Here is a 15,737-nt window from a genome sequence, read left to right on the forward strand (position 1 = left end):
GCAGTAGAGATATTGAGTCCGGGCTTGTCGGGGTGTAATGCCCATCCTCACCGATCTTGATCGATGTTCCTGAAGTCGAGCATCCAGCGATCAGAGTCGCGAGTACATGCCCCTAACCGGAATCGACCTGATCCCGGGCCTCCCTGTTCATCGACACCCAAGCCCCACTCGACGTCCTGCACGCCATGGCCGACTACCGCATCCGCACGGTCACCCAAGTGCTGGAAAACATCGTCTTCCGCGCTGAGATCGGTTGCGACACGGTGGTGCTGTCGGACTTTTCCAAACTGCTGGCCATTCCGTTGCGCGATGGCTGTGACTTGATGGATGTGATCGGTCGACGCTTGCGGGCGCAGGCGGCGGAGTAAATGAAAACGGGTGCCTTGCGGGCACCCGTATTTTTTGTCGGAGAACGCGCAGAAGCATAGAATCCATCGCTCACCTCGCCCCCACCTCACAAGGACAGTGAATGCCTTCCCATAAACGTCTTGGTAGCGTGTGTCATAGCCTCGCTCACCATGCCGCCAGTTCGCTGTCCTATGTCCATCCCCATCTAAGCGTGGCGTTGCGCCCGCTGGGCGTCAGGGCTGCGGCTGTTGATCTGACGCAACAAGACCCCTGTCCTCCGGAGCTGAAAAGTCATCCCTATTTGTCCAATGGACTCAATGCACTGAAAGCACGATTCGAGGAAATCCTTGGGCGGGAAGGATTCACACTTTCAGAGCTTCAAGAGGCGACGGTGCTGTTTAACTACGATCAAAACGGCCTCAATGACTTTTGCTCCGAGTGCCACGCGAGGTTGGTCAGCCTCAATGGCCGACAGTACGTGTCGGCAGTCAATTATCTGGGCAAATCCATCGTTCCTCAGTTTGGGTGATTTCAAAAATGGGACCAAAGACCGAACAGCTGATTTGCGTGCTCGATCAGCTCGCCGTCTTGCTTGAAAGCGATGGCGCCACTCACTGGAGCCAGTGGATGCGTAAAGCAAGAGCACACTTGCTGAACGCTGATTACTACGGGATTGAATATCTGCTGTCAGCCTACGGTGGGATGGGCTCGCTCAATGACCTCATTCTTGGCCAAAGAAGCGTCGATGGTGTTTTTGCCTGGAAACCTGGACATGTTGAGCTAAACGAAAAGTTCGATTCACTAAGAGGCGAAGCCGCGACGCTCGCCAATGCGATTAAACGTGCTCAAGACTGAATGCAAAAAGAATCCGTCACTGGCGATCGACTCAGTGTTCGCCGATCTGCCTTAGCCAAAAACCCGCTCCTCGTGCCACGGACAACGGATGTTATGGTATTCAGGCTGCATCACTCACGGAAGATAGCCCACCAATACCTCTTCCGAAGGCCCACGATCTTTTTTAGCAAACGAAGCTACTTACATGGAAGTCATCAATCAGTTGCAGCCCGCAGAGTGTGCGGGCATGGAGGACATCCGACGCGAAATCGATGCACTTGATCAGATCGTTATCAAGCTGTAGGGCGAGCGTTTTCACTACGTGCTGGCTGCAAAAAAGCCCCGCTCTTCAACCGAAGGCGGGGCTTTTGAGCTGGCTGGCGTCACTTCACATCGGTTACATCGCGGTATGGAAAATCTGCTCGATCTCGTCCTGATTGGCAAGACGCGGGTTGGTAAAGCCGCAGGCATCCTTCATGGCATTGGCTGCCAGGATCGGGATATCGTCGGCCTTGGCGCCCAGTTCGGCGAGGCCGCTCGGAATACCGACATCCGAAGACAGTTTACGGATGGCGGTGATGGCCGCGGCGGCGCCTTTTTCCGCATCCAGATGCTGGGTGTCGACACCCATTGCGTTGGCGATGTCTTTAAACCGGGCCAGGCATACGCTGGCGTTGAAGCTGGCGACATGGGGCAGCAGGATCGCATTACAGACACCGTGAGGCAGGTCGTAGAACCCACCCAGTTGGTGCGCCATGGCGTGGACATAGCCCAGCGAAGCATTGTTGAAGGCCATGCCGGCAAGAAATTGCGCGTAGGCCATATTTTCCCGGGCGGTCATGTCGTCACCCTGGGCAACGGCAGTGCGCAGGTTGGCCGAGATCAATTCCACTGCCTTGAGTGCACAGGCATCGGTGATCGGCGTTGCCGCAGTCGACACGTAGGCTTCGATAGCGTGGGTCAGCGCGTCCATGCCGGTGGCGGCGGTCAGGCCTTTGGGCATGCCTGCCATCAGCGAAGGATCGTTGACCGACAACAGTGGGGTGACGTTACGGTCGACGATGGCCATTTTAACGTGCCGGACTTCGTCGGTAATGATGCAGAAACGGGTCATTTCACTCGCCGTGCCGGCGGTGGTATTGATCGCAATCAACGGCATCTGTGGCTTGGCGGATTGATCCACGCCTTCGTAATCACTGATGTGCCCGCCGTTGGTGGCGCACAGGGCAATGCCCTTGGCGCAGTCATGGGGTGAGCCGCCGCCCAGGGAAATAATGAAATCACAATCGCTACGGCCAAGCAGTTCGAGGCCTTTCTCGACATTGCTGACCGTCGGATTTGGTTTGGCGCCATCAAACAGGGTGGAGTTGATGTCCTGCTGGGCCAGAAGGCCGGCTACCTTGGCGGCCACGCCGGCTTTGGCCAGGCCTGCATCAGTGACGATCAAGGCTTTACGGAAACCATATTTGCGGATTGCGAGCATCGCTTCGTCGAGACTGCCAATGCCCATCATGTTCACGGATGGAATGAAGAAGGTGCTGCTCATGATAAATCCTCTTTTATTCTGGAAACCCGAAAATCAGGTGAGGTTTTCTACTCATATCGCAGGCTGTGAGGCTCGTCTGTTTGTCATTATTGACAACGTTCAGCGGGAGACGGTGCTGCATCAAGTGTTCAGGCGAACAGTGTTTTAAGATGCAGTGATGAATGGGCCATTGCAGCCGGTATCTTTTGATCGTGGGATTGAGCCTAAACCCATGACGCCAGACTGGAATGGTCCTTTAGCTTTCATTAGCACCTCCTTTAGTACTGGGAGGTAATGCGCCCCGACAAGGCCGGCGCGAGACTGGGTAGATGAATTGGCCGTGATGAGACTTTTGCTGCCAGGCTTGATCAGAGTATCCAGCAGCACCGAACCTTCTCACGCTGATTGTCTACGCCAAGTGCCGGGCGATGTGCCGAACTGGCGTTTGAATGCACGACTGAACGCGGCTTCGGATTCATAGCCCACTGCAAAGCCGATTTGCGCCACATTACCGCGACCTTCGCGCAGCTGTTGAGCCGCCACGTGCATACGCCAGAGCGTCAGGTATTGCATCGGTGGCTGTCCGACCAATGCCGTGAATCGCTCCGCGAAAACCGAGCGCGACATGCCCACTTCAAGCGCCAGGGCTTCTGCCGTCCAGCCCTCGGTTGGACGAGCATGGAGCAGCGCCAGTGCGCGCCCGATATGCGGATCTCGCAAACCCGCCAGCCACCCGCGCCGCTCAGCGGGGAGGCTCGCGACATACTGGCTGACGGCTTCGACGAATAGCAATTCGGAGAGTTTGGCGATGACCGTTGTCGAGCCTAGGCGCCCCGCCGCAATCTCACTGACAGCGAAACGGAATGAGCTTTCAATCCAGGTTCCCGAAGCCGTCGCGCGCAAGTCTAATTTCAATAAGGATGGCAGCGACGAAAGCAACGGACTGAAGGGGGTTTCAGAGCCGAGGAATCCGCACAGTAGTTGCGTGACCTCGCCGCCCCCGCCGTACTTGATTCGTGAAATAGCGCCGACTTCTGGCGGCTGAATAACTTCGCCCGCCTGCATGGGCGCAATGCTCAGGTCGCTGCCAAAAGAATGAGCGTCATTGTGAGGAAGCAGAACGAGTTCGCCTGCCCGCACGTCAATGGCGGCACCACCGTCGACTTGTAATTGCATATGCCCCGCGGCGACAAAATGCGAAGCAATGATGTGTCGAGGCGCCTCCAGGAACGGTTTGCAATCGTCCGCAGAGATTCTTCCCTTGATGCACCAGGGCGCAGTGAATTCCGACTCGAGGAAGACCCCTCCAGAAAGCCGAATCACACGCAACACATCAGAAAACGCATCCAACAATTGCCAGCCCTCCTTTCCGGAGTCCTGAGCATGTAATCAGGCGGACTGGTCATTCATCGCCTGAACTGCGAGGCCTAGATTAGCACCAACTCGGACTCAGTGATCGAGACTATCCCCAGGTGCTTCACCGCTGGTCATGGGCTCCGACGTTAACCGTAATTACCCAATTCCAACTCGACCAGGCAAGCAGGAGATCGATATGAACACCGTTGCTACCATGCCCAGCTCAGATTCGGACAACGCCGACCGTTATGCTCAACTTGTCAGATCATCGAAGAAAGCGGAATGGCAGATCGATCGTGATTTGCTACAGGACCGGAGTTTCGACTTCTCGCGCAAATTCTTGCCCGACGGACTGTCGCGGATCGACCGCCTGACCTTTCTCGCCGCGGACGAGGCGCGCCTGCTCAGTCAGATTCAGGGCCGAACCTATGCGTATATCTTTGGCTTGGTCGAGCGTTTTATCAGCGCCAAAATGCTCGATCAAGGTCGGGCCCATGTCTTTGACGATCAGCTCGCACTCGAAGCTCTGGTGCGCTTTTCTAACGACGAGATCAAGCACCAGGAGCTGTTCCGGCGCATGGAGACGATGATTGGTTCGCAATTGCCAGCGGGATATCGTCAAGTTGCCAATCCAAACGATGTGGCGCGCTCGGTGCTTGCGGCCAGCACCTGGTCGGTGCTCGCGCTGACCTGTCATATCGAGCTGTTTGTTCAGGCGCACTACGTGCAAAGCATCGCCCCGCGCGAGGAGTTGTGCCCGCTATTCAAGGATGTTTTCAAGTTTCACTGGAAGGATGAAAGCCGGCACGTCGTACTCGATGAACTGGAGTGGAAGGCGGAGCACGCGAAACTCTCGCCAGCCGAGCGCGAACAGGCGGTGCACGATCTGATTGCTCTGGTGGCGGCCGTCGATGGAATACTGCAGGCACAATCGGCATCCGATGCCGACTACTTTATTCGCAATGTTTCACGATCATTCAGTGTCGATGAGACAGCGCAAATCAAAGCTTCCGTGCTGAGCGCCTACCGCTGGCAATACATAATCTCGGGGGTGGAGCATCCACACTTTAGCCGGCTGCTTACGCACATGACAACACCCGCACAGATGTCCACGATCCAGGCCGCACTGGCGCCAATCATGAGCAATTGATCGACTGGGGCGGCCGACCGTGCGTCGGCCGCGCGGCTGTGGGATGACGTGCTGAAATGATTTATCGAGGCTGGCAGCCATGACAATACCGATGTGGATGTTGCTTGGATTTGCGACCTGGACTTTGCTGCTGTTGATGGCAACCGTCGGGGTGTATCGCTGGGTCAGAATCTTGTTCTCGAATGTTCCGATTGCCTCTTTCCGATGCGATCAGCTCGAAGGCGAGGATTGGTATCGGCGTGGGATAAGAGCACACGCGAACTGTGTGGAAAATCTGCCTGTCTTTGGCGCCATCGTGTTGGTGATTTCAACCCTTGGTGTCGACGACCCTGCAGTGAGCTACTTGTCCGTAATCGTCCTGATTGCCCGCGTGTGCCAGTCTCTGGTTCATGTATCCCATGTGCAAACCAATACGTTCGTGGCGGTTCGGTTTGCCTTCTTTTTAGTTCAGTTGGTCTGTTTTCTCGCGCTCATTGTTATAGCCGCTTGTTATGGCGTATGAATCTCTTGAATCAAGGGATTCCTGGCTTGGTCCTGCAAATCAACATTGCGTTTAGACGCGCGCTCTGGCGATTCAATGGTTAGATTTCAAAATTACCAGCTTCACTTCACCAGACATAAACATGCTCCATGCTGGTGTTCGGAAATTTGATCGCACATTGCTGTAGGACACCAGTGTGATGGTCATGGCAGGAATGCATGATTTCGCCTCCCTTAGCCTTGTAGGGGGGAGGTGTGTTCGCCCGTCGCTGGCCGCTATTGCTGCCGCATAACTGGCAACCGCCTAGACTGGGTTAACTCACTAACCGAAGGACATAAAATGCTCATTGTCTTCAGCGGCCTTCCGGGTACCGGAAAGACGACTATCGCAAGTGACCTTGCCACCAGAACAAGTGCCGTGTATCTGCGGATCGATACGATTGAGCAGGCTATCCGAAATTCCGGTGCTCTGGCACAAGACGTGGGGCGGAGCGGTTACATGGTCGCTAATGAGCTTGCTCTGAGCAATCTTCGTTTTGGCAGCACAGTCATAGTCGACTGCGTTAACCCAGTAATCGAAAGCCGAAAGGCGTGGAGCGAAATCGCCACACGCTCTGGTGCTCCATTAGTGAATATCCAGGTGGTTTGCTCTGATGAACATGAACACCGGAGACGGGTAGAAACCAGGAAGATTGATATTCCCGGGCTGACGCCACCAACCTGGCAGTCTGTATTGGATCATGAATATGAGGCGTGGGATAACGCCCCGTTTAATATAGACACAGCCCTGACTTCTCCAGCGGAGGCAGTGGCAATGATCACCAAACGATTTTTATCCGGGGAGTAGCGCCCGCTAAAGCCCAACGTAGCAAGGTGTGATCAACCGACGCGCCGCCACCCACTGATGCGGCAGCAGTTGCCTTATCTCACTCGCTCGCTGTGTCGGCAGGCGTGTGGAGCGAATCACCGCCGGACTGAATTGGTGAGCGCTACGTCCCGAATAGGGTCATTCCAAGCGACGGGTGAGAGTAGGAATACTACGATAAGGAAAGCTACCTGGGACAGGTAGAACGGCTCCAGCCACTGTTGCTTCAACGCGACGTAAAAAGTGTTATGGATTACGTCGACCAAAATAATCGCTGCCGTAAGCACGATTCCGGTTCTTGGCTTGATGAATAGTAGCAATGCTGCAAGCGGGTCAAAAAACGTAAGCGCCCCCCAGAAAATACGGCTGCCCAAGTAAGTGCCAGGCCCGTATCCGTAGTCCCAGAACAGTCCATGCGAAACGTCTGCACGGATGTGATTAGCGGTTGCAATCAAAAGGCAGCATGCGAACAAAATTCTGACGGCGAATGACAATTTCGCGGCTATACAGAGCCATGATCTCAGCCCTGAAAGATAAGTCTTAAAGTCGTCAGCTTTCATAATCACCGGGGCTCAGCGAGGCTGAAATCTTAGCCCCGCGACGCCAATATACTGATCCTATTTTTGACTGAGTGCCGCTATCGATACTCCCGAAGCAACGAAGGTGAGTCCTGCCCCTACGTTCAGGCCATTGACCAGTCGTGGCCTCTGACGCAAAAATCGGGACAGTGCAGTGGCAAATACGCCCATAAGTGCGAATCCCACTGCCGTCAGTGCGGCGAACCATATGCCGTACACCAGCATCTGCACGCTCACTGAGCCGCGTTGTGGGTCGACGAATTGCGGGATGAATGCAAGTACGAAAAACCCAGGCTTCGGATTGAGTGCTGCCGAGAGTAATCCCGTGAGGAAAATGCTCGGCAGTGATTGCCGTGTCGCTGGCTGGAAGCTAATCAGGCTACGAGAGCGTAGGACTTTTATGCCAAGCCAAAGTAGATAACCGGCGCCAATGAGCTTGACGACCCAGAAGGCAACTGCAGACGTCTGCATAAGCAAAGTCAGTCCGAGTGATGCGGTTGCCACATGAAAGAGAATTCCCGCCCCGGATGCCATGCCCGATACGATAGCGGCAATCCTGCCCTGACTGAGTCCTCGGCCGACGGCCAGCAGATTGTCCGGGCCTGGTGCGAGTACCAATAGCAAGCACGCGGCAGTATAGGCAAACCAAATATTGATCGGAAACACGGCATTCTCCTTAAGCTTCACCGAGGCATCCATCCTCACGTAGCGCCAGACTGTGCCCGTACCAGGTTGCAATGTCAAAACCACTGAATTTGAGAAGATGTATTTGCCCTTATTCACCCATTTCGGGGCACCTCCCCCAAAGGGTAATCTTCGACACTTTCTATGGAAATGGCTTCAAGCAGCACCTGCTCCAGGATGACAAAAAAACATTTGATGTGAGCCTGTTTCAACGCCTGCGGCCGGGTCACCAGATAGACCTCCATATCTGGAAGCTGGAGATCCGGGAATAGCTCGATCAGGTCCTTCGCCAGAATACGGGGCAGCACTGCCACGCCCATACCTCGCCTTACCGATTCGTGCTGAGCCGCGAACGAGTTCACGCTGATCTGCGTGCGTTCCAGACCCGCGGCCTTTGCCACACACATTTGCGGCAACATATCCAGCGGAGGAAGCAAGGCAATATTGACCGCAGTGGCCGGAGTCACCCCTGGAAACCGCTTCAGATAACTTGCATCGGTGAAGACACCATAAGCGAGCCTGCCTACGCGGCGATAAATCAGCGACGGCTCACCCAGATGAGCTGTGCGTACAGCGATGTCTGCGACGCCGCGGACAATCTTGTGAAAGTCGGCTGTTATCAGCAACTCCACCGAGCATCGCGGGTGCACAGAGGTGAAGCGACTCGCGGCCTCGAGCACGCAAGACGAGAACCCCTCCCCTGCACTGACCACGACAGTGCCAGATAGCTCAGTGTGTAGCTCGGACATGCCCATAACGGTTTGACGCCTCAAGCCCGCTTCCGCAGCCAGGGCAACGTCCACGAGGGATTGGCCTCGCGGGGTCAACCAGCATCCTTCAACTCCCCGCTCGACGAGTGGTTCGCCAAGTGCACTTTCAAGTTGGGTCAGCCGTCGCGACACAGTAGACGCCGCGATCCCCAGCAATTGGCCGGCCTGAAGAAAGCTGCCACGTCGCGAGACTGCCAACAGCAGGCGAAGATCGTCCCAGTTTGCTTGCAAAGCCATGCTTCATATCTTCCCTGATCTGCAAATTTGCAAAGCCATTATGCAGCAGTCGCTGTTTTTCGGCAGAGGCGTCAAAGGTATATCTACAGACCCTCGTAACGAATGGAATGGAACGGACTGTATGACGACTGACCCCAACGACTTTGCGGAGCGCGCCGCCAGTGCCTTCAATCGCCGTGATGTGGAAGCCATGCTTACGCTGGTTTCTGAAGACTTCATCTACTTCGATGGGATGGGGATGCAAACCGGGCGCGAATCCATGCGCCAACGAGAAACCGCATTACTCGAAGCCTTCCCCGATGCCCAGTTGACCTTCAGCCCATTTGCCGTCGATAACGATTGTTTGGCACTGACCGCCTTCCTGACCGGCACCTTCACCGCACCATTAGTGATGCCGGACCGGGTGATTCCACCCCATGGCCGTCACATTGCCGTGTACTACGCCGCACACTTCACCTTCAAAGACGGGCTGGCCATCCGTGAAGAGGCCTTCTTCGACAGTGCGGTGTTGATGTCATTTTTTAGCCGATCAAGCTGAGGGTTGAGCGATGCACAGTGTATTCGTTACTGGCGCGACCGGCTTGTTGGGCAACAACCTGGTGCGTGAACTGGTCGCTCGAGGCTGCGCGGTCAAAGCCCTGATTCGTTCAAGAGCCAAAGGTGAACAACAGTTCAAGCATTTGCAGGGTGTGGAATTGGTCGTTGGTGACATGGCCGATGTCGACGCGTTCGCAACGTCGCTGCAAGGCTGCGATACGGTGTTTCACACCGCCGCATTCTTTCGCGACAACTACAAGGGTGGCAGTCACTGGAAGGAACTCGAAAAGATTAACGTGGAGGGTACGCGGCGCCTGCTTGCCCAGGCCTACAACGCCGGTATCCGACGTTTCATCCATACGTCTTCCATTGCCGTGCTCGACGGCGCACCCGGCACGTCAATCGATGAAACTTGCCTTCGGGCAGACGCCGATGCGGATGACTACTACCGTAGCAAGATCCTCGCCGACCGTGTCGTCTTGTCGTTCCTGCAACGCCATCCCGAGATGCATGCCTGCATGGTCCTGCCTGGCTGGATGTGGGGCCCTGCCGACATTGGCCCAACCTCCTCCGGACAGTTGGTCAACGATGTCGTGCGCGGAAAATTACCCGGACTGATCCCCGGTAGTTTCTCCGTTGTCGATGCCCGTGATGTGGCATTGGCGCAGATTGCCGCAGCCAGACATGGACGGCGCGGTGAGCGCTATCTCGCGGCGGGCCGGCATATGACCATGCGTGAGCTGGTGCCTGTTCTGGGGCGTATAGCGGGCGTCAAGACACCCGCTCGACAACTACCACTGCCCTTTCTATACACCTTGGCGACGGTGCAGGAGATCTATGCGCGTATTACCGGCAAGCCCATTCTGCTGAGCATGGCCACGTTGCGCCTGTTGGTACGAGAGAAGGACCGCACCTGTTTCAACCACAGCAAGAGTGAACAAGAGCTTGGCCTGAGTTTCCGGGCGCTGGAGCTGACACTCACTGACACTGTGGCGTGGTACCGCGATCACGATTGGTTTTGAAAACCACAGTGCGCCTCTATCGCCGGAAAAACGCTCATCCGTCATGGCCGACGACTGACTTTCGCAGATAAGATTACCGTCAAGTCCCACATTCACCGCATACCAGGACAAGGACGTAAACATACTGTGAGTAGGAAAATAATCCTGATGCGTCACGGCCAGCCAAAATTGGTCGCAACCGACAAGATGTCAGCGCTTGATATGAAAGACTGGATCGAACAATACAACCGGTCCGAAATCACCAACCACCCTGTCCCGGATGCCAGCATGCAGCTCGCCGCAACCGCCACGGTGATTGTCTCAAGCAACGCGCCTCGTGCGCTGACTTCCGTCCAGGCTCTTGGCCTGAAACCCGCCCTCGTCGACGCGCTTTTCTGTGAAGCGCAACTGCCTTATGGTCACTGGAAACGGCCACGGCTATCACCGTTTACCTGGGCATTTATTCTTCGAATCTTATGGTTGTGCGGTTACTCACGCAGAGTCGAATCGGTCGGCACTGCGAAGATGCGCGCCAGCACGGCAGCTCAACGACTTCAGTCCCTTGCCAGCGAAGGACCGGTTCTGCTGCTCGGTCATGGCTTTATGAATCGAATGATCGCCAAACAACTGGTGGCAGATGGATGGACGCGGCAGAAACGCAATGGCAGCCAGTATTGGAGTGCGACGGTGTATCAATACGGCGGTGTTTAAGAGGTACCTCACGATCTTTTTCAACAAACGGAGTCACTTACATGGAAGTCATCAATCAGTTGCAGCCCGCAGAGTGTGCAGGCATGGAGGACATCCGACGCGAAATCGATGCCCTTGATCAGGCCGTTATCAAGCTGTTGGGCAAGCGTTTTCATTACGTGCTGGCGGCCTCGAAGTTCAAGACCTCAGCGACTTCGGTGCGTGCACCGGAGCGTTTCAAGGCGATGCTGGCGACACGTCGCGAGTGGGCTCAGGCCGAGGGCCTGAGCCCGGATGCAATCGAGAAGATGTACAGCGATCTGGTGAACCATTTCATTGCCGAAGAGATGAAACACTGGACGGCTCATCAAGCCGAAACCTGATTCTGGTGTCCGGGCTGTCCGCTTTGGGTTGTGGATTCAACCGACCGATGCAGGTAAGAATCGGCCGAAAGCGGGCAGTTGTTCCACTGCACAATTACCAAGTGGTTCTACCAAGGAAGCGATCTTATGAAACCCGTCAGAATTCGTACCCTACAAAGTACTGATGCTGAGGCGTTGCTGACATTTGAAATGGACAATCGCGAGTGGTTCGAGCGTTTCATTGACGCGCGCGACGCTGCTTTTTACTCGGTGCAGGGCGTCGCCGAGCACATTGCGGCTTATTTATCTGACTTTGCCGCCGGAACCTGGCACCCATTTGTCATCGAAGATGCTGACGGAAAAATAGTGGGTCGGGCGAACCTGAAAGGCATCGACATCTCCGAGGGGTCGGCTGAAGTCGGCTATCGGATTGCTCAAAGCGCTTGCGGACAGGGACTGGCAACGCTGGCGGTGAGGCATCTGATCAAGGAGGCGCAGTTGCATTGGAATCTTAAACAACTGGTTGCCAACGTATACGCTGCAAATATCGGCTCGGCAAAAGTGCTCAACCGGTGTGGCTTCTTGATCGAACCTCTATCTGGGCAAGAAGGGTCAGAGCACGAATATCGGTTTGGCCTTTTGATATAGATGAGTGACAGCAAGCTGTGACTTGCTTCGCCCTGCCCAGGCAATGTTCGACCTACACCAGCACGGTCAACCAGGCCGACACCAGCAGCAAAAAAGCCAGTGCAGTGTTCATGCGTTTGAACGCCTGTGGCGAACCAAAAGCCCGAGCACTACCCACGCCGAGCAACGCCCACAGGGTCATGCACGGCAAAGAGACCAACAGAAACATCAGCGACAACACCACCAGCCGCAGGGTCTTGTCGCCGCCACCGACAAATACGCTGACCACCGCCACCGCCATCATCCAGACCTTGGGGTTGACCAATTGCAGTGTGGCGGCACCGAACACGCTGAGCCCCTCATCGCGCGGGGTGGTCGGGTCCAGGGACGGCGGCGCGCTTTGAAAGATCTGCCAGGCCAACCAACTCAACCAGAGCACCCCGCCCCAAGCCATCGCCTGCTGCACACGCGGAAACCGCAGCAGCGTTTCACCCACGCCGAGCCCGACTGCAAACACAATCAGCGCCGCCGCCACGCAGGCGCCAAAAATGATCGGCAGCGTGGCACCCAGCCCCCGCCGCGAACTGTGGCTCAACACCAGAATATTGGTCGGCCCCGGGGTAATCGAGGCAACGAACGCAAACAACAGGAAAGGCAGCAACGATTCCATGGCATGGACTCCTTTATAAATTAGGAAACCATGGTCGCGGGTCAGCGGGATTCAGTCTGGAAGGTTTGAGCAGCGCTTGCGGTAATCCGCGGGTGTGAGCTGGTAGGCACGGCGGAACCAGCGCCCCATATGGCTTTGATCGGCGAACCCAAGCGCACTGGCCACCTGCGCCGGCGACTCGCCCCGCGCCAGCAGTTGTCGCGCCTTGGCCAGGCGCAGCTGGATCAAATAAGCATGAGGCGCCAACCCAAAGGCTGCCTTGAAGGCCCGCGTCAGACGAAAGCGATCAACACCACAGGCATGGGCCAGATCATCCAGCCCGATGTCTTCGTAGACATGGGCATGCAAATAGTCTCGCGCAACCTGGGCCACCAACGGCAGGCGCGGATCAAAGGCCTGACGCTTGCGCCAATCAAGGTGGCAAGTGAGCGAACCCAACAAGGTGTCGATGGCGCTCTGGCGCACAATGCGCAAGTCGCCCTCATGGAGCGCGTGGAAGGCTTGAAAAATGGCAGTGGCCAGGCGCGGATCCTGGCTCAGGGTGTCGGCAAAGCCCGGCTGACTGTTGGCCGGCGCGTGCTCGAACAACGCGTGCAACTCCCGCTCCAGCCAGTGCGGATCGAGGTAGAGCATCGAATAGGTAAACCCCTCCTCGGTCGGCGCATGCCCATCGTGGATTTCCCCCGGCTCCAGCATGAATACCTTGCCCGGCGTACTGAGGTGGCGAACGCGCCGGCAATTGAACTGCTGCACCCCCTGCTCAGTGACCCCGACCAGAAAACTGTCATGCCAATGCGGATCGTAGGCATGCCCCTGAAAATGGGCACGAATCGATTCAATCCCGGTATCGGCGTCCTGGGACAGCTCAATCCAGTTGCGTCTATCCACGGAAGGCTCCCTAGGTCATGGCTCAGCGTTGATCTGTGCGGATGACTAAATTACCGCGCAATGGAAAAGGACGTTTAGAAGATTTGTGCAGGTTCCTCGGCAAATGCATCCTTGATAAATGCCTCCAGCTCTTTCTCTTCAAGCAGCTCAATAGAAAAATGCCCAAAGCGTTTCGGTAACCAGATGATGCGTGTCCCACTGGGCGATTGCAGATTATCGCGAGACAGTGGTTTTCCGTTCTCATTTTCCGGCTGGACTCCTGCATCGATCAATTCGTCGTACGCGGCCTCGATGTCTGGCGTGGAATAGCAGTGACGGTAGATCGTGCCTTCGCCGTTGGAGTCCATTAGCGCCTTGAGATTTCCGGTAAACGGTTGCACTAACATAAGGCGCTCCGTTCCAAACATGACGATCGCATAGCGCACATGCAAGCCATCGCGCTGCCAATCAAGTGTCTTGGAAATCCTGGCACTGAAGACTCGGGCGTAATACCTGCACGCTTCCTCGAGGTCTTCGACGAGGACATCCACATGGCTGAACTTTAATTCCAATTGCCTCACCTTTTTCAGACATACGATTGGTTTGCTGTCAGTCCGGGTATTCTGATTCGCTAGTCCACAGTCGATTGCAGGCCCTCGTGACAGGCAGCTATCGGCCAGAAATCCGATGGACGCCTTACTGGCAAAACGATAGCATTCGACATGAATGCTCGACAATGGATCTTGTCACCTTTGTCTCGTTTCCCTTTAGGCATGTCGTGTTTATCGCGAACGCCGTGATAATTAACAAGATCGTTTATGCGAAAGCCTGTCGCGTTCGAACGCGGCATGTCATGCCACCCAACAATAGTTATTAGCCTTATATGAGATCTCGCACTTGAAAAAAATAATATTAACCGGATGTATTACCTTGGTCTTAACTGGCTGCACCTTTACGGGCGCCAATGAAATTGCTCCTGGTCAATACATGATCACAAGCCATGGCAGTATCTTCAACTCTAGAGAAGGCTTGTTAGAAAACATAAACCAGAAAGCCGCAAAAGTTTGTAATGGGAAGTCTTACCATCTGGAAGGTGACTCAGGCGCTAATATGGTCATCGCCACTCCAACTCAGATTGGCAGTACTCCAACCACAGTCCTTGGACTAAAAGCAATTTGCGAAGATGGCAGTTAATAGCCTAACGATGCGCCAAAATTGCTCACATCGGTCACTTGGTCAATGTCTGTCAAACACGACCGGCCGTTAGGGTCGATTCCTGCCAGTCATGACAGGCAGGCATCGGCTAAAAGCGGTCATTGGATTTAGGATGCTTGCGCCTCTAGTTGTAGCTTTGTAGGATCCCGCGAGCGAACCGACAATAGCGGTTCACATGAACTGCAGATCAAGCCTGGAAATCGAGGGCGTTGATTTAGATTCCGAGACTTCGATTGCGCTGCTATCAGATATGGAGATTCTTCTACTTTGAATTATGGACAAGCTGTTGCAGTCGTCGAAGCCTTTCAAAATCTTGCACACAGAATTGACATTGAATTTCCAGAACGCCTCGCAGCACTCATGGGAATAGCACATACCCCCCCATCAAAGGCTGCACTGAGTAGCCTTGAAGATTTTCACTGGCTCGATGCCGAAGAAGCAGAAGGAGAAATCAATGAGTGGCTTAACCCTGATGACCAGCAAGGTCTAACCTTTCTTCCCTTTGCGGCTACAGGCGGCGGTGAGCCTTACTGCCTGGTTCGATTGGAAAACGGGACTTCGGGGATTGCTCAGGTACTTCATTTTGCTCAGCCATCTCCACTTGCCCATGCCGATATCTCGTCGTTCGTGACAAGGGAATACGTGCGCGTCGCTACAGACTTATCTTGGCTACCGCCTCAAATAGACTTCAGTGTCGCACTGAAAAGTGAAGTGGCATTGATCAAAACGGCTTTACTACCCGCAGACTATGCGCTTCTTGAAGCCCTGTTTAGTCGACAGTGTGTCGCCATGAATTACCAGGCTGGCCCTCGAGGCATCTCGAAAATTGTCAAAGCCTTCATCTCTCAAGAAGAAGAGGAATCGCTAGCCGCCCGACTACGCCATCCGAACCCAATCGAGTTCGAAGCTCTTCGTGCTTGGATGCGCTGAATGTGGTGCCA

General features: G+C 55.1%; 19 protein-coding genes and 2 pseudogenes. 14 read left to right on the forward strand and 7 right to left on the reverse strand.

Going from position 1 to position 15,737, the window contains the following annotated elements:
- The first annotated feature begins 106 nt into the window (after positions 1–106).
- The 4 genes and pseudogenes from JFU11_RS13400 to JFU11_RS13415 all read left to right on the forward strand — a co-directional run.
- Positions 107–368: pseudogene (locus JFU11_RS13400) on the forward strand (hypothetical protein).
- 101 nt (positions 369–469) lie between these two features.
- Complete coding sequence (locus tag JFU11_RS13405) at positions 470–877, forward strand: hypothetical protein (RefSeq protein WP_201060870.1); 408 nt, start codon at positions 470–472, stop codon at positions 875–877.
- Positions 878–885: 8 nt separating this feature from the next.
- Complete coding sequence (locus JFU11_RS13410) at positions 886–1,203, forward strand: hypothetical protein (RefSeq protein ID WP_201060871.1); 318 nt, start codon at positions 886–888, stop codon at positions 1,201–1,203.
- 184 nt (positions 1,204–1,387) lie between these two features.
- Positions 1,388–1,483: pseudogene (locus JFU11_RS13415) on the forward strand (isochorismate-pyruvate lyase); the annotation flags it as partial.
- Between the two features lie 96 nt (positions 1,484–1,579).
- Here the strand turns inward: JFU11_RS13415 and yiaY are convergent.
- Together yiaY and JFU11_RS13425 are read right to left on the reverse strand one after the other, a co-directional pair.
- Complete coding sequence (yiaY, locus tag JFU11_RS13420) at positions 1,580–2,728, reverse strand: L-threonine dehydrogenase (RefSeq protein ID WP_201060872.1); 1,149 nt, start codon at positions 2,726–2,728, stop codon at positions 1,580–1,582.
- A 375-nt stretch (positions 2,729–3,103) separates the two neighbouring features.
- Positions 3,104–4,060, reverse strand: a complete 957-nt coding sequence (locus JFU11_RS13425; protein WP_201060873.1) for an AraC family transcriptional regulator — start codon at positions 4,058–4,060, stop codon at positions 3,104–3,106.
- A 199-nt stretch (positions 4,061–4,259) separates the two neighbouring features.
- On the opposite strand from JFU11_RS13425, the gene JFU11_RS13430 reads away from it, so the two are divergent.
- From JFU11_RS13430 to JFU11_RS13440, 3 genes are all read left to right on the forward strand, one after another.
- On the forward strand, positions 4,260–5,213 hold the full coding sequence (locus JFU11_RS13430; protein WP_123722113.1) for a diiron oxygenase: 954 nt from the start codon (positions 4,260–4,262) through the stop codon (positions 5,211–5,213).
- Between the two features lie 79 nt (positions 5,214–5,292).
- Positions 5,293–5,715: an MAPEG family protein gene (locus JFU11_RS13435; protein WP_123722112.1), complete on the forward strand. Its 423-nt coding sequence runs from the start codon at positions 5,293–5,295 to the stop codon at positions 5,713–5,715.
- 318 nt (positions 5,716–6,033) lie between these two features.
- Complete coding sequence (locus JFU11_RS13440) at positions 6,034–6,540, forward strand: AAA family ATPase (protein ID WP_201060874.1); 507 nt, start codon at positions 6,034–6,036, stop codon at positions 6,538–6,540.
- Positions 6,541–7,175: 635 nt separating this feature from the next.
- Here the strand turns inward: JFU11_RS13440 and JFU11_RS13445 are convergent.
- Both JFU11_RS13445 and JFU11_RS13450 read right to left on the reverse strand, forming a co-directional pair.
- Entirely contained in the window at positions 7,176–7,835 is a 660-nt protein-coding gene (locus JFU11_RS13445) for a LysE family translocator (protein ID WP_123722110.1), read from the reverse strand.
- 80 nt (positions 7,836–7,915) lie between these two features.
- Entirely contained in the window at positions 7,916–8,827 is a 912-nt protein-coding gene (locus JFU11_RS13450) for a LysR family transcriptional regulator (protein WP_201060876.1), read from the reverse strand.
- A 121-nt stretch (positions 8,828–8,948) separates the two neighbouring features.
- On the opposite strand from JFU11_RS13450, the gene JFU11_RS13455 reads away from it, so the two are divergent.
- The 5 genes from JFU11_RS13455 to JFU11_RS13475 all read left to right on the forward strand — a co-directional run bounded on the left by JFU11_RS13455 (position 8,949) and on the right by JFU11_RS13475 (position 12,065).
- Entirely contained in the window at positions 8,949–9,365 is a 417-nt protein-coding gene (locus JFU11_RS13455; protein ID WP_201060877.1) for a nuclear transport factor 2 family protein, read from the forward strand.
- A gap of 10 nt (positions 9,366–9,375) precedes the next feature.
- Positions 9,376–10,386 (forward strand): SDR family oxidoreductase, encoded by a 1,011-nt coding sequence (locus JFU11_RS13460; RefSeq protein ID WP_201060878.1) that lies wholly within the window; start codon positions 9,376–9,378, stop codon positions 10,384–10,386.
- 147 nt (positions 10,387–10,533) lie between these two features.
- Positions 10,534–11,076, forward strand: a complete 543-nt coding sequence (locus JFU11_RS13465) for a hypothetical protein (protein WP_201060879.1) — start codon at positions 10,534–10,536, stop codon at positions 11,074–11,076.
- 41 nt (positions 11,077–11,117) lie between these two features.
- Positions 11,118–11,438, forward strand: a complete 321-nt coding sequence (locus JFU11_RS13470; RefSeq protein ID WP_201060880.1) for an isochorismate lyase — start codon at positions 11,118–11,120, stop codon at positions 11,436–11,438.
- A gap of 126 nt (positions 11,439–11,564) precedes the next feature.
- Positions 11,565–12,065 (forward strand): GNAT family N-acetyltransferase, encoded by a 501-nt coding sequence (locus JFU11_RS13475; RefSeq protein WP_201060881.1) that lies wholly within the window; start codon positions 11,565–11,567, stop codon positions 12,063–12,065.
- A 52-nt stretch (positions 12,066–12,117) separates the two neighbouring features.
- On the opposite strand, the gene JFU11_RS13480 is transcribed toward JFU11_RS13475, so the two are convergent.
- The 3 genes from JFU11_RS13480 to JFU11_RS13490 all read right to left on the reverse strand — a co-directional run bounded on the left by JFU11_RS13480 (position 12,118) and on the right by JFU11_RS13490 (position 14,153).
- Positions 12,118–12,714, reverse strand: coding sequence for a LysE family translocator (locus JFU11_RS13480; protein ID WP_123722103.1), 597 nt, complete (start codon positions 12,712–12,714; stop codon positions 12,118–12,120).
- Positions 12,715–12,765: 51 nt separating this feature from the next.
- Positions 12,766–13,602, reverse strand: coding sequence for an AraC family transcriptional regulator (locus JFU11_RS13485; RefSeq protein ID WP_201060882.1), 837 nt, complete (start codon positions 13,600–13,602; stop codon positions 12,766–12,768).
- Between the two features lie 74 nt (positions 13,603–13,676).
- Complete coding sequence (locus tag JFU11_RS13490; protein WP_063343148.1) at positions 13,677–14,153, reverse strand: VOC family protein; 477 nt, start codon at positions 14,151–14,153, stop codon at positions 13,677–13,679.
- Positions 14,154–14,478: 325 nt separating this feature from the next.
- Between JFU11_RS13490 and JFU11_RS13495 the strand changes: the two genes are divergently transcribed.
- The gene (locus tag JFU11_RS13495; protein ID WP_123722101.1) at positions 14,479–14,775 is read left to right on the forward strand and encodes a hypothetical protein; all 297 of its coding nucleotides are present in this window, start codon (positions 14,479–14,481) and stop codon (positions 14,773–14,775) included.
- A gap of 288 nt (positions 14,776–15,063) precedes the next feature.
- Positions 15,064–15,726 (forward strand): SMI1/KNR4 family protein, encoded by a 663-nt coding sequence (locus JFU11_RS13500; protein ID WP_201060883.1) that lies wholly within the window; start codon positions 15,064–15,066, stop codon positions 15,724–15,726.
- Positions 15,727–15,737 lie beyond the last annotated feature (11 nt).

Source organism: Pseudomonas sp. TH37 (assembly GCF_016650735.1).
GTDB lineage: Bacteria > Pseudomonadota > Gammaproteobacteria > Pseudomonadales > Pseudomonadaceae > Aquipseudomonas > Aquipseudomonas farris.